This is a genomic window from Halostagnicola sp. A-GB9-2 (genome assembly GCF_030068615.1).
Lineage (GTDB): Archaea > Halobacteriota > Halobacteria > Halobacteriales > Natrialbaceae > Halostagnicola.
This window is the reverse complement of record NZ_JASJOC010000012.1, coordinates 22,262-35,599: the sequence shown is the minus strand read 5'-3', so window position 1 is coordinate 35,599 and position 13,338 is coordinate 22,262. Positions and strand designations below refer to the sequence as shown.

General features: G+C 54.4%; 13 protein-coding genes. 3 read left to right on the top strand and 10 right to left on the bottom strand.

The annotated features are described in order from the left end of the window. Window positions 1–84: 84 nt before the first annotated feature. Both QNM96_RS19425 and QNM96_RS19420 read left to right on the top strand, forming a co-directional pair. Window positions 85–711: a helix-turn-helix domain-containing protein gene (locus QNM96_RS19425; RefSeq protein WP_283838452.1), complete on the top strand. Its 627-nt coding sequence runs from the start codon at window positions 85–87 to the stop codon at window positions 709–711. A 14-nt stretch (window positions 712–725) separates the two neighbouring features. Then, the gene (locus tag QNM96_RS19420; RefSeq protein WP_283838451.1) at window positions 726–1,262 is read left to right on the top strand and encodes a hypothetical protein; all 537 of its coding nucleotides are present in this window, start codon (window positions 726–728) and stop codon (window positions 1,260–1,262) included. Window positions 1,263–1,560: 298 nt separating this feature from the next. Here QNM96_RS19420 and QNM96_RS19415 read toward each other — a convergent pair whose 3' ends face one another. The 7 genes from QNM96_RS19415 to QNM96_RS19385 form a co-directional block, all read right to left on the bottom strand. Continuing rightward, window positions 1,561–2,439 (bottom strand): hypothetical protein, encoded by an 879-nt coding sequence (locus QNM96_RS19415; protein WP_283838449.1) that lies wholly within the window; start codon window positions 2,437–2,439, stop codon window positions 1,561–1,563. A 120-nt stretch (window positions 2,440–2,559) separates the two neighbouring features. Next, the gene (locus QNM96_RS19410) at window positions 2,560–3,609 is read right to left on the bottom strand and encodes a restriction endonuclease (protein ID WP_283838448.1); all 1,050 of its coding nucleotides are present in this window, start codon (window positions 3,607–3,609) and stop codon (window positions 2,560–2,562) included. A gap of 66 nt (window positions 3,610–3,675) precedes the next feature. Beyond that, the gene (locus QNM96_RS19405; RefSeq protein WP_283838447.1) at window positions 3,676–4,389 is read right to left on the bottom strand and encodes a hypothetical protein; all 714 of its coding nucleotides are present in this window, start codon (window positions 4,387–4,389) and stop codon (window positions 3,676–3,678) included. Between the two features lie 45 nt (window positions 4,390–4,434). Further along, on the bottom strand, window positions 4,435–5,487 hold the full coding sequence (locus QNM96_RS19400; protein ID WP_283838445.1) for a hypothetical protein: 1,053 nt from the start codon (window positions 5,485–5,487) through the stop codon (window positions 4,435–4,437). Beyond that, window positions 5,480–5,692: a hypothetical protein gene (locus QNM96_RS19395; RefSeq protein WP_283838444.1), complete on the bottom strand. Its 213-nt coding sequence runs from the start codon at window positions 5,690–5,692 to the stop codon at window positions 5,480–5,482. The genes QNM96_RS19400 and QNM96_RS19395 overlap by 8 nt, the downstream gene beginning before the upstream one ends. Window positions 5,693–5,695: 3 nt before the next feature. Then, complete coding sequence (locus QNM96_RS19390; protein WP_283838443.1) at window positions 5,696–6,154, bottom strand: hypothetical protein; 459 nt, start codon at window positions 6,152–6,154, stop codon at window positions 5,696–5,698. Continuing rightward, window positions 6,151–6,588 carry a hypothetical protein gene (locus QNM96_RS19385; protein ID WP_283838442.1) on the bottom strand — a complete coding sequence of 146 codons (438 nt, stop codon included), beginning with the start codon at window positions 6,586–6,588 and terminating at the stop codon, window positions 6,151–6,153. The genes QNM96_RS19390 and QNM96_RS19385 overlap by 4 nt, the downstream gene beginning before the upstream one ends. A 246-nt stretch (window positions 6,589–6,834) precedes the next feature. On the opposite strand from QNM96_RS19385, the gene QNM96_RS19380 reads away from it, so the two are divergent. Beyond that, entirely contained in the window at window positions 6,835–7,125 is a 291-nt protein-coding gene (locus tag QNM96_RS19380) for a transcriptional regulator (RefSeq protein WP_283838441.1), read from the top strand. 2,556 nt (window positions 7,126–9,681) lie between these two features. Here the strand turns inward: QNM96_RS19380 and QNM96_RS19375 are convergent. The 3 genes from QNM96_RS19375 to QNM96_RS19365 are packed head-to-tail and all read right to left on the bottom strand — an operon-like array spanning window position 9,682 to window position 13,222. Further along, window positions 9,682–11,193 carry a polysaccharide biosynthesis C-terminal domain-containing protein gene (locus QNM96_RS19375; RefSeq protein WP_283838440.1) on the bottom strand — a complete coding sequence of 504 codons (1,512 nt, stop codon included), beginning with the start codon at window positions 11,191–11,193 and terminating at the stop codon, window positions 9,682–9,684. Next, entirely contained in the window at window positions 11,194–12,063 is an 870-nt protein-coding gene (locus QNM96_RS19370) for an FAD-binding protein (RefSeq protein ID WP_283838439.1), read from the bottom strand. Beyond that, a complete protein-coding gene (locus QNM96_RS19365; protein ID WP_283838438.1) occupies window positions 12,047–13,222 on the bottom strand; it encodes a polysaccharide pyruvyl transferase family protein in 1,176 nt (391 codons plus the stop codon). Before QNM96_RS19365 ends, QNM96_RS19370 begins: the two co-directional genes overlap by 17 nt. Window positions 13,223–13,338: the final 116 nt, after the last annotated feature.

The following is a 13,338-nucleotide window of genomic DNA, read 5'->3' as shown; positions in this document are numbered from 1 at the left end:
TTTTACATCCCCAAGCAATATATCAAAATTATTGTTTAAACTCCGATACGAAGTTTGAAGTTCAAGGATTTCGTAGTGACGTATATGACCCCACGTCCTGCTGCGGAAACCCCTCCGCAAGATTTTGAGACTGGAATCAACCAGCTCGCAACTATCGGTCGTCTGCTGGATCACCCAGAGCTTGCACGTGTCTACGTCTACGTTTGCTATTATGGCCCGGTCACCCGACCACAGATCAAAAATGCACTAAATATCCCGAAGACCACGGTCTATGACCACGTTGAGACGCTTGAAAGGCACGGAGTCATTACTCTCGGCAGTGGTCGGCCTGTTGAAATCACAGCAGAGCCAGTGAGAATCACCACCGACGGCATTATGGTGACGCCGACGATCCTTCATGCGATTGCGCTTCAAGAGGTCGACGAAGATATTTCGTACTTTGTGGAGCGACATGGAGTTGGAAAACTGGCCGCTGCAATCCGACAGGCTGGGCTACATTATGCAGACCAGATCACGCAGCGGATGGCTGCTGATCCTCTTGAGATTCCAACTGGCGAGGCAATCCGTATCATACTTGCACTCAAACCCGCGTTAGCGGTCGGGCAGGAATACGATCCACACTTCAGCGATATATTCCCTGAAATCGCTGGCGATATCGAGTTTGATGCTGATATTGATGTCACTGCTCCGCTTCCCGATTCTGAATCGTAAATTGGGCAATCTCAATGAACGAATCATCTCCTCTCTCCCCTGAACACGTTACACTAGTCGATACGAATGTCTTCATTAGCACTGGAAATCCTGGAAAACCCAAATATCGTCGGTTCCGCCGAGTTGTTCGTCGTGCTGGCGTCACACTACTGGTTCCTGCTCGCGTCGAAGAAGAAATTGAACAAGGTGGTGTTACACCGGCCTTGAACCAAGCTCGAGAAGAAGGATGGGCAAAAATCGTCGACGCTCCGATTGTGTCTCAGGGGAGAGCCACAACAGCGCAAGACATCATGCGGCGGGCAATTGCTTCCAAATCAGCTGAAAAGGATGAACACGATGTCGAAAAGGCGGATCCAGTATTTGCTGGACTCGCTATCGAATATCTTCTTGACAAGAAGAGACCAGACAACGTGACAATTATCACCGCTGATCGAATTGCCCAAAAGTCAATCGAAATTGCTGTGTCCTCGTTAGGCTACGACGACCAGGTCTCTATTATTAGCCTCTGGGATATTATTGATTTTGAAGATAATGATTTCACGATTATCTAGCAGGTTGGGGTGAGAAGCTTCTAGTCTTTAGGATCGAGGGCCTCAGTCCAGCCTTCGTCTTCGTTACTTGCAAAGCACAGTATCCGGGGACAGATGTTGTCTTCAGAACCACCTTCGATCCTTGTCCGTCAGTATGACCACCGACGACCACTCGAGGGACACACCAACCGGTACCCAACCCTCGTATACCCGCATTCGTCCCGTGAGTGAGGCTTCCTAGAGAATTACTGAACCCCTCTCGAGGCGTTCTCTCACCCACTGTCCCCGGTCATCCGAGGACACCAGCTGTCACCGGCCGTTACGCTTCCCCTCCCGTCTCACCAGGAATTGCTGCGTCAGTAGGCAGTACTAACCGCCGTTCAGTGTACTCGAGGCCGTTCTTTCGTTCTGTGCGCTTCCTCACTGCAACCCGGTTCTTCGCAAGATCCAACAGCGCGTCGATCACCCGCGAGACCAATTTCTTTGCATAACTCTCGCTGATACCCTGTTCTTGGCGTCGGATCCAATGTTTAAGATCGCTCGCCTTGACGTACTCATCGATCTCCCGACAGCCGTTCTCCCAGGGGTTGTCGCCGACGCTGTCGTCGCTGCGGGCCTGCCAGAGCTTCGCTGCCAGCCGCGTCGGCAATGCACTCGTTGCCGAGCGACGCATCTCCTCGTCCATCCGGGCCAGTTGCTGAATCGGAAGCAGGTCACCGTAGGCAAGCGAGACCTCGCTACGACCAAGTGGATCCGAACTCTCGGGCAGCCGGAAGTACTGCCGGCCGTCGTCCTTGGTCAGACGCTCGAGCCGGCCATCAGGTACGTCGACGGCATGCTTATCGACGGCGTCCTCACGCAGGTGTGCACCCTTCTCGAGTTCGCGGGACTGGAGTTCGGTCACCCGCTCTTTGTTCATGGTGGCTTTGTTCATCGCGGCGTCGGCTAACTTCTCGAGGCGATCACACGCTTGCTCGGTTTCCTCGAGGCATTCGGCTTGCCCTTCGAGTTGACCCTCGAGGTCGTCGATACGGTCTCCCTTGTGCTCGAGGTGGCTCTCGAGGGCATCGATACGGTCGTCTTTCGCCTCGAGTGTCCGCTCGAGGTCGTCGATCCGGGCTTCAAGGGCGTCGAAGCGGTCGTTGAACTGGTCTTTGAGCTGTTCGGCTGTTGGCGTCGGCTCTCTGGGTGAAGACATCGTGGAGTGTACTCGGCGATATCGTGGTTGGTGAGCAATCGCTGCTGAGACGGACAAACGAGCCGTCTGAAGACGGCTACCGGCTACTGTGGGCCCGAGAAGCTACCGGAAGCCGTGGGATCAGTGTCCGAAGGCGGGATGTGAATCGTCTGGAAGCGAGTCGTCGATTGGTTCGTACTCGCTTTGGGTTCCGACGGGCTCGAAGCCGGGGACGTAGCTGAAGCGTTTGCCTGGCTCATGCTCAAAGTGGTCCGGTAGGCTGCCACGGTTCTCACGCACTCGGTGCTCGACGTCCCAATCATGGAGGTCGCCGGTCGGTTTCGTCACCTTCAGTGCGGGCATCTCGGCTCGTTCGAGGGCTTCGAGTTCGATCACTCGCACCTCGAACTGGCGAGCGAGTTCTTCGGCCCGCCTCGTGAGTTCGGTCGTATGACACAGCACTGGCATCGCCCGGCAGGCAAAGGCCACGAGACAAAGCCGGAAGATCGTCCCAGGGGTAATGGTTCGGCTCTGCCAGTCTTTACACTGGGCGACGATCCAGTCGTCGGGCTCGTGTTGTTTGTCCTCGCGTTTCGCGACGACGTCGACTTCGAGGCTGAAGACCGTCTGGCGGGTCTCGACATCATATCCCCAGCGTTTGAGCGACCGGGACAGCTGATATTCGAGCCAGCGGCCATCGCCCTGTTTGCGCCCGTCGACGTGGTTGTAGCCGGTCGTGGTGCGTGCGTTGGTCCTGTCTGGGAGGTGTTTGCTTTCGTCCCCGACCGCTGGCAGCAGGTCCCGCAATGCGGCGAGACACATGCGGGCGATATCGAACTTGAGTTTTGGCGACTCGCTGTAGCGGTACTCATCGGGGTGTTCTTGGTGTGTGTACTGGAGGAGGCGCTCGAGGCGATGTTCGATCTGTGTCAAGGCGTCCTCGTAGTCATCGAACTCGTCGGGTGTAGTATTGTGGACGATTTCGGCTCCCGGATCCGGCTCCGGAAGGATCTGTTTGGCTTCCCGAAGGGATTGGTGACTCTCATGCAAGAGGCGACGGGCTTTCCCATTCGCTTCGGTGTTGGCCGGGAGATCGTCAGTGATCGATCTACGTACCGCGTCGATTGTTTCGAGGAGTGGCAGCAGCTGTTCGTAGTATTCGTTCGGGATTGGGGTGTTGTCAGTTGGCATGGTTTTGTTGTGGGTGGATAGGTGGTCGGTGGTCGGTGGTCTGTACGAGCGTGAATGACGTGGAGATCATGGTGACTCTTCATCTGGGTCTGAATGTGGCCCGCAGTCGTGGGGTGGGTTCCCCGTGAAATGTGCTCGGCTGAGCGGGGTCTCCGAGAGGGGTGTGAGTGTGGGCTGGCCTCGCTGCTCGAGGTAGTTCCTGAGACCCTCGTCAGTGATCGGGTACCACTGGTCATCGTCGCGTTCGCTGTATCGGAGGTCGTCCTCGACATCGACGACGACGCCCAGTTCGGTTCTGGTCGTGGGTTCGAAGACGAGTGTCTGTGGGTCCTGCTGGTGCCACGTCTCTCGGAGGTGGTCGCGGAGTGTCTCGAGTCGCGGTGGGTCGGTTGGCTGGTCTGTTTCGGCCGGGGCACAGAGTGCAACATCGTCGACGTCCTCGCGGGTGCGTGGCCGCCAGCCCAGGCCGTCCCACTCGAGGAGGCGACGCTCGTAGCCCTCGTTGTCACGGTTGGGTTCGAGGCGGAGTCGTCGTGGCGGCTTGCCGGAGGGGGTCCACTGGAGGGTGATCGCGTCAGTGGAGGGTGTGGCGTCTTCGTGGTGGCGGAAGGCAAGCAGGGCCGGATCGATTTGTGATCGGGCCTGTCGAAGGTGTTCGGTCGTGTCCGCCTGAAGGGTGGTGTCGAGGTCGTCGTCATCGGCAAGTTCCTCGAGCAGGTGGTGGATCCTGGTGTCGATCTTCTCGAGGGCCGTGAGGTAGTGCTGGAAGTCGTCGCTCATCGGCGTCCCTCCGTGGGGCTGGGCGTGGAGGCGACTGTGGAGGCGTCACTCCTCATCGTGGTTACCTCGCTGGACGGGCGCGGGTGCATTTGGCTCGATAATCCACTGGGGCATGTCGGGGAGATTGCTGTTGGTAGTTGTGGTGGCTGTGTTCCTGTCGTCGGTGTCGACATCGACCAGTAGCTGCTGGAGGTTCCTGAGTTCGAATCTGGCCTCGGTGAGGGGGTCTTCGACTGGCTGCCAGTCGTCGGGGTCGAGGGTCGCTCGAAGGGTTTGCATGCAGGCTTCGAGTTCTGTCTCGAGGTCGACGACAGCCTTGGAGTAGTTGGGGTCCTCGGCAGGGTCAGTATCTGGGCTCGGCGGCGTTCCCGTCGTACAAAGCGCCCGGTGGGCCGCCCGCAGCCCAAGGGCGGTCCGTTCGAACCGGGCGTGGACGTTGCCTTCGATGGCATCTGGGAGGGTGGTAGGCGTGGCCCGTTTGAGCGAGCGGACAGTTCGGCGGAGGGTCAACAGTTCCTGGTCGTCGGCCTTGGGTTCGTACTCGTGGTTCCCCGGATTGGTGCGTTCGTCGATAACCTTGATATGGTAGTGGGGCCCGGTGTCCGGGCGGATGGCTGTTGGTTCGTCCGGAAGTAGGTCAGGATCGGGATCCGTGCCGATGTTGCCGATCAGGCGGTAATCTGTTTGTTGGAGGCCGTGATCTGCGAGGTTGATGACGTGGTTCCGCGTGGGGAGGTCAACCGTGACGTAGCCGGTGAGGTCGAGTAGTGGCTCGGGGACCTCGAAGCCTTCGTCGGTCAGTGGGGCCTCAAAGAGAGGCACCGCTTCGATATCGACAGCTGTGAGTTCGCCGAGGGTGTGGGTCGTCGTCGCGGTTGGTTCCGTGACGGTGATTTGGCTTTGGTCGCCTGCCGGGACGAGCTCAAGTGTTCGGTCGTCGGTCTCGAGTTTCCGATAGGCGGTTTCGGGATCGTGATCGGTGACGACGCCGGTCTGGGTTGTCTCGGTGTTGTCGTCGGTCCAGGTAATCTCGAGGCGGGCCTCCGGTGGGATCGTCTGGAGATTGAGGGCGAGTTGGCGGGCTTGGTAGTCACTCATTGGTCTCTTCGGTCATCCTGTCTACCCAGAGCAGGAGTGGGTCGATTGCTGTGCGGCTTTGTCGAAGCTGGTGAATCATGCGCTGTTGATGGGCGGGTTCGAGGCTGTCGTCGGTTTTGGCTTCCTCGAGGAGGTTGTACGCGAGCGTATCGATCCCCTCGAGTGTACGTTCGTAGGTCTCGTAGTCGGGTTCGTCGTTGGTCATTGGTTAGGAATCGAGCAGTGAGCTCGTGGTGAAGTGGGTTCGGTCGTAGGGGGTTGTCGAGAGTGGGCGGACCGTGGGAAGGCCGTGGTGTTGCGCGTGGTGGGTGATTGCGTCGCTCGTGACGGCGTGGTACTCGTCGGTTGTGGTGTTTCGATGGCGGAACTCGCCGTCGACGGCCGCGATGACGTTATGGTCGGTGGTGGATGGGGGCGAGTCGAAGACGAGGACCTGGGGATCCGGCCCAGTCCAGGTGTCGTAGATGGTGGAGAGGAGTTCCTCGAGGGTTGGCGGGTCTGTTGGAGTGAGAGTGCAGGTGGTGACGTGTTCGTTTCCGCAATGGCGCCAGGTAGTGCCGTTCCACTCGTGTTCTGTTCGGCGGTAGCCGTTGTCGGTCGGTTCGAAGGTGACTTTTCGTGGGAGGTTTGTGGTTGGTGTCCACTGGAGGGTGATGGGGTCGGTCATCGGTAGGCCTCCTGTTGGAGTTTGCAGTAGGCCTGTTCGAGGTCGCCGGGGGTGATTGGGCGCTCGAGGGTGATGGTGATCTGATTGGGGTTACAGATCGTTGTGAGGTCGGCTATGTACGCTTCCAGCAGGTGGTGGCCATCGGTGGTGAGCCTGTATGTTGCTGGGCGGCGGCCGTTCTGGGTGAGCAGGGACTTGGTTTTGAGTTCCTCGAGGGCTTGGTAGAGGTCGGCGTGGTTGATGGTGGTGTACCAGTCCGTGAGGAAGTCGGTGATGGCGTCTGTGGCTGGAGGGTTGTTGGTGTTCTCGAGGGCCGCGATCGCGATTAGGAGGTCGCGTTCGAACGCGGAGCAGGTTGTCCACTGTGGTTTGTTCTCGAGTGATGCGTCTGATCGATCGAGACCTTCAAGGTCTCGTGTGTTGTTTTCGTACATGGCTTCCGTAGCCGAGTTACGGTAGCTACTCGCGGACTCGGTGATCCTAGCACCGGTCCGCTGTTTTCGAAACCTGTAAGATGCAAATCCGCGTGTAGCTTCCGTACCATGAGGTATATGCTCCACCAACTTAAGTATTTATGTGTATAGTCCACTAATGGACCATATGACCCATTCAGTATCCAATTCGGTGCAGTTAATGAGTAAACGACCAACGTACAGGGTATGCGCGCCCGTGTGTCGTGGATGAACGAAGCTGATGACGCAATATTAGAGTATTTTCAAGAATTAACTACCGAAAGGGATCATCGAATCGCATTGCCGCCGACAACAGTTTGGTACAATCTCGTTGAAGAACTTGGTGTCTTAGATCGGAGCCAAAATACGATCTCTCGGCGAATGAACATACTCGCAGATGCTGGGCTCCTCAAAAAGACCGATGAAAAACGTGGTTACTATAGAATCACCAATAATGGACTTGCATATCTGAATGAAGATCTTAATGCAAGTGACCTTGATGAGACTAAGGAGAAATAATTTGTCGCTCCGATATTTAATCACCGGAGAGAAGAGCCAGTGCTCTTGCGTAGCACATTGTTGATGTGGAGCTATCTGGCGATTCTATGCTAGACTAACCGGGAATAGAATCCGGTCGCTTAGTCGTTAGACCAATAGTCTCTGTTCTAACGCTACCGTGTAGAACTGTATCAACAATTTCCTACAGGAGAGCGTTACATATAAAAAGACGAGATGGTAGACAGATCGTCTGTATTTGAACGTTTAATGGCGATTTCAGTTGTATATATTACTCGTATAGATGACTGTATGTCAGTAAATGAATTTTCCGAGATGATAGTAACTACCACTCTTTGTTGTGAGGATAGGATAGCTATGATCTACTGGGAATTTTAGGGATAGACATGATCCAATTTCACTCGTTGCGAGGAGTGTGGGTTCTCAAGTGTGACTAAAATCTCCAATGGATAGTTCCCATAGTATGGACTGGAGATCCAATTTTCATTCGGTGGCTAGGGTGATATCGACAAAATCACTCGGGTGCAAGGGGTGTCACAAACTCAGTTACTGTCTGGTGACCAATCTTCTGCTCTGGATTGTTTGGACAAATACTCGAAAAATACACACTTTTGTCAGAATGTCTATTGGGCGAATTACCTAATGATCATATGTCATAAAAATGGCGAATCTATACAATACTCTCTTGACGTTCATCGGGCTACCACCCCACAAGCTATAAAGTAATTAACGCGTATTTGGAGCATGTAGACCTATATTTTGATACGGTTCTGTCCACGTGGTCGAGTGACCGCTTACTCCTAATAAAGAGGTCAGTTAGATATCTATAGCCATCGGCGAACTCTTCGAAATAGCGTTTATCGGTTAATAGAGGCAGTAATATGGTACTAGATCAATACCTCGCTATCCGAATACTCTGAGCCGGGGATTAGCTCTTTGGAACATAGTATTGTAATTTATACTCATTTCTACCTCCCGAGAATTTTGACAGATATTTAGTCAGCATAAAATCATCACCTCCACCAAAGATAGAATAGTTCATATTCTGATGGATTTGAGAGAACGAAGTTCTATCAGTTGTGCGATCCGGTACAAAATTCAACCACTCTCTGTACTCTCCCCCAAATAGCACATTTGATTCCTTTACGTTAGTACACGTGTAAGAGATTATGTCGCCATCAATCTCAAATAGAATCAAATATAGGATTTGCCCTGCGTGACTGTGTTGCCAGGTAGATCTAAGAACCTATAGGTGCGACGCATAAGTGGGCTAAATCAGTAGGTCGAATAAATCAAATATAGCAGAGTATGGTTCTGTAGGAGGTGACCTGTTCCCTTCCACCAGAGCGATCGTATAAAGATTGATATAGAGTACTACAAACAAGTTACGTGCGCCAAGAGGGGACTCCTGCGCTGGGACGCTAGGCCATCCTCTGTCGCAACCTTACAAGGTTTCATATAGACCGTTCTTACCAACGCTCTCCGAGAGCTGAAGCAACCCTGCCCCGCCTGTTCGGCCACGGTGTCCCAGTCGTAGCGATGCCAATCGAGGGGTGAGAGTCGCTCAAGGCTTGGTGATCGCTCTTTCATGGGATCCTCGAATACCCGAGGTCAGCAGACCATACAATCGCGGTGACCAGACCGGAGACCAGCACAGGCCAGCGATTGCTGTTGCGATAGAGGTCCGGTTTCGGTGGCTGGTATTGCGTGAACGGCCAGAAAACGCTGTAGGAGCAGCCAGGAGTTGATCAACAAGAGATCGAGTGCGTGGTGGAGAGCGCTCCGAGCGCGAGAGCATCACGGCGACTTTTCGTCGATACCTCAGGTGAGCAACGCGCCGATCGCTACCACGAGGGTCGTCCCGCCGAGAATGTGGAACGCACCTTAGTCAACAGTGAACGTAGCTCGATGGTTTCTGTCGGGACGAGGAAGCCAAACCGGCTGAAGTCAGCCATGACCTCAATCGCGGCGGTAACGTAGAGGGCTACTTGTAGTGCCATGAGAGCGCCGTCATGAGGATGTACGCTCAAGTACGTGAAGGAGAGACCACCCGATGATTACCTGAGCATCGCGACAATCGAGACCGCATACATGTACGTCGCATCCCAGGCGTTGCGGACGATTGCGTCTTGTACCTTAAGGTGTGCGTCCGCGCTTCCAGACGTGTCGGGTCCGATCGTTTCGAGGAGACGGATCTCCTGGCGACCTCGGCGTCGGGTACATTGTGAGGACGTACTCAGCCGTGTCCTCGGCGTGTTCGACTGCGAGGAAAACCGGCGCGATGTTAGCGGCGATCCTCGAGGGTTTTACCTGTTCGCCGATGTTGGTGGTTGGATTGACCTCAAGGACCGATACGATACCGACGGACAGCTGGCAGATATACGTGGGATATCTCGAGGATCGGGTTGAGGCGGAGCGGCGGTTACAGACAGGCGAGGGCCCCGAATCGACTGAAGCGGCCTCCAACTGTAAAATTCGGATTATCGTTTACTGACTGGACTGGCCTGTTTGTGACACGTTTTCGACAACGAAAGTGTAGGTATTGTTCCGACGACTTCGTCACCCGATCCGGTGGAGGAGTTCGACCGACCACTCCTCGAATGGTGAAGGGACGAATTCTAGCAGCGGTAGGATCTCGTCTTGGTCCACTGCTCGAGTTCGTAACGCGAGTACGGAGTAGACAGCGAACCCGACGGGAGGAACGATCAACAACGAGAGTAGCGAATTCGTCAGGAAGTATGAAAGACTAAATATCACTGGTGCTGCGATCCCTGCCGTCACGACAATCCGGCCGAGACGAAGGTCAGCGAACGGGTAGTAGCCGATTTGACGGGCGGTGAGTCCGTGAAACACCACCATCGATCCGTATCCGATACTCGTCGCGACTGCCGCCCCTGCCATGCCATATCTAGGTATTAGAAGCAAGTTCAAGAGCAGATTGAGGACTGCTGCAGATCCCGTAGCCACGATTAGCAATCGGAGTTCGCCTTTCCCCTGTCCGATCGCGAAGATGGGCCTGGCAATAGCGAAGCCCAGTACGCCTGGTAACAGTAACAGAAGTGGTGTCACTGCGACATCGAATTCCGACCCGAAATACAGCGGGACAAAATCCGAGGAGAGAGCTGCGACACCAATGACCAAGAGTAGCGTAAACAGGAGCGTGTATCGAGTCGATTTGCTCGCCATTCTGGTGATCGCTTCGTGCTTCTGGTTCGACCAGAGCTCCGAGGACGAGTGAATGAAGACGGTCTGGATCGCGAGGGGGACGACCCAGATAAACTCCGCGATGACCAACGCGGCTTTGTATATCCCCGTCTCGTGACTCCCGACCATCGGCTGCAGTAACAGGATGTCGACGTTGTAGAGCGATATAGTCAGAAAAATGAATATGGTGTTGAAAACATTAAAACTCACTAGATTCCGCCGGGAGAAGTCCGATGGAGCGGCCCTGAACGCCGCTTTGAGGTCAATATGGTTTCCGAGGTACCACGTTGCTATAACTGCACAAAAGAGAAAGGCGATCGCCTGACCGACGAGGACACCGGCGACGTCAAACCCGATGTACGCGAGGCTGAGACCGAAGATTCCGTACAGTAGCTTTTTCAGCACGACGAGCGGCTCCGAGTACCGTTCGAGATGCAGCCCTATCAACGTATATCGAGAGACGTAGAATAGTTGATTTGCTAATAGGAGTACGGCAAGTAGAATTAAGTATAGTTCGAAACTTTCTCCCAGCCACTCTTCGACCCGTCCAAATTGGGCAAAGAGAACGAGCATAATACCGAAAATCAGAGCTAATGCGACAGCCAGACGCGCATAAAACCCGAAAACATTGTCCTTCCAACTAGTTTCTACGCGGTCTTCTGCGATGTATTTTCGAATCCCGGCAGAGATTCCCGCGTGAGCGAAGGTCGTGATAATAGCGAATATCGAGAGGAGAAACGCGTAATCACCGTAGTTGCCGCTTCCAAGAATCCGCACGAGAAGCGGGGTAATTATCAGCCCTAGTAGTGTCCCCCCAAACGACCCTGTTACCACGGAGAGAAATCCCGAGAACGTACGATTGCTCATCTATTCATAATAGAGAAGTGAAGTCACTTCCAGATATCCCACTCGACTTCGGGTGTTTCGAACGGTGGGTAGAGTCGATTGAGCCACTTTGCCCGCGAGATCAGCTGTTCGATATCCTTGCTTGTTTCCCCCCCCTGTATGACAGATCCGATTTTTCGAGACGAAGTGTGCGTCACCAACCGACAGGCCACCCGGTGGCACCTTCTGCAGCGGGAGTTTCGCACCGGATTTGAACACCGACCCAGCGTTGGGTTTCGATCGTTCTCGGCTTTTCACTTTCTGCATCCGCTCTCGTGCCTTTGCACGGCCCTCTTCCGCTTGCTGGGAAGGGAGGTCGAACGTTGCCGACAATATGACCCAGTCGTCGTAGTCCTGAAAACTCGAGTACCTGTGCCGGAACTCGATCTCGTCGACGTCAAGTTCTCGGACCTCCCCATCGTCGAATATCTCGACCGACTCGAGGTGGTCAGCAATCGTCAGTCCGTAGCTTTTCCCACGGCCGGCGTTCATGTAGATCGCGCCGCCGATCGTTCCCGGCACGGAGTATAGATATTCGTATCCGCCTAGATCCTGTTCGATACACGCGTTGACGAACTGCGGAGCCATCACCGACGCACCGACATTAGCTCGGTTCCCGTCGAACTCGACGTCTGTACACGCCTCCGTGGTCTTGATAACGAGCTGGTCGACACCCTCGTCGGAAACGAGCAGATTCGATCCGTTTCCGAGGATCCGATACGGCCGATCGTGCGCGTGGCACTCCTGGAGGAGGTCGACGAGTTCCGCTTTCGTCTCTGGTACCGCGAGCTCAGCTTTGCCGCCAATCTTGAGCCAGGTGTGGTCGGCCAGCGATTCAGTGATTCGTTTCATGCGAAGCTCCGATCCGTTCGAGGAATCCGATTCCTTGTTCTTGCAGTTCCGTTATACGTGTTTGGATATGTGTCTCGTCGGGTTTTCGTTCGAGCTCCTCAAGTTGTTCGCGGCTGATCATCGTCTGCCCGTCCGTCGCGTCGATGTGACGATTTAGCAGACCGAACTCTTCGAGCAAGGAGTATGTCTTACTCTCTAACTTTACGTAACGGGTTCCGACATCGATCGTGGTGAAGGGTATCCCACTCTTGATACTGAAAATCGTGGAGTGGAGACTATTCGTGGCTACCATGTCGAACTCGTCGTACAGGGCATAGTACTCGTATGGGTGGAGCTCCCCCTTGAGTTCCGTGTCGGCAAACGGTGACGTCTTGGGAGTCACAATCTGGAAGCCACGATCACGGTAGTGATCGCAGATGTCCTCGAAGACTTTGTAGTTCGGACTGTGAATCCCCAGGATGGGGGAGTCCGTATCGATGCCGTTCGCTTCGAGGATTGGCTTCGGGTCAGTTGATGGAACCGCGCACAGGAGCGTGGGATCCGGAACGCGCACTACGTCGTGTATCCCGAGTTCGGCTAAAACCTGCTCAGTGTGTGAATCCCGGACGCTGATCAGGTCGTAATTCGATAGTAGTTCGCTCATTTGCTCTCGCTCGTTCGGCGAGAGCTGATCAATGTCGGTTCGATTTGCCGACGCGGCGTACGCTGCTTTCACCCCTGAGAGTCGCGGATCAAGGAAGTAGGCGTTCGGGAAGGGACGTTTTCCTGAGAATTTGGACAGGATCCGACCCCGTTTTTCGGGTATCACTTTCCAGATCTCGTCACTTCCAGTGACTAGAGCGTCGTAGTCTTGGGCTTCTAGCCACTCGACTGCGGCGTTGTGATCGTCGGTAACGATCGAATTGTCACTCGTGGAGAGTTCTGATTCGATGTACTCCTCTACGATCCGCCGATCTCTAAATTGTTTGTGAACCTTCGATAGCTGATTTTTTAGGACAATCGAAATTCTTCGCCCTCTTTCCTTCGACTTTGTCCGATACTCAATCACTTCGACTGTCCCCGGATAGACGCTAGAAAGTGCTTGCTGCAGGCAATACGCCTGTAAAATAGCCCCTCTATTTTCATTATTGTGATAAGTGAGAATCCCGATCTTCGGCATGGTTGCTACCTGCAGTCTAATCGAATTAATACTTTTGATTCATAGTACGTGTTTACCCCGAGCTGATTTCGACATTCTCTCGTAGTCGGCACCTGTTTGGGTTCCTAGATCAATGC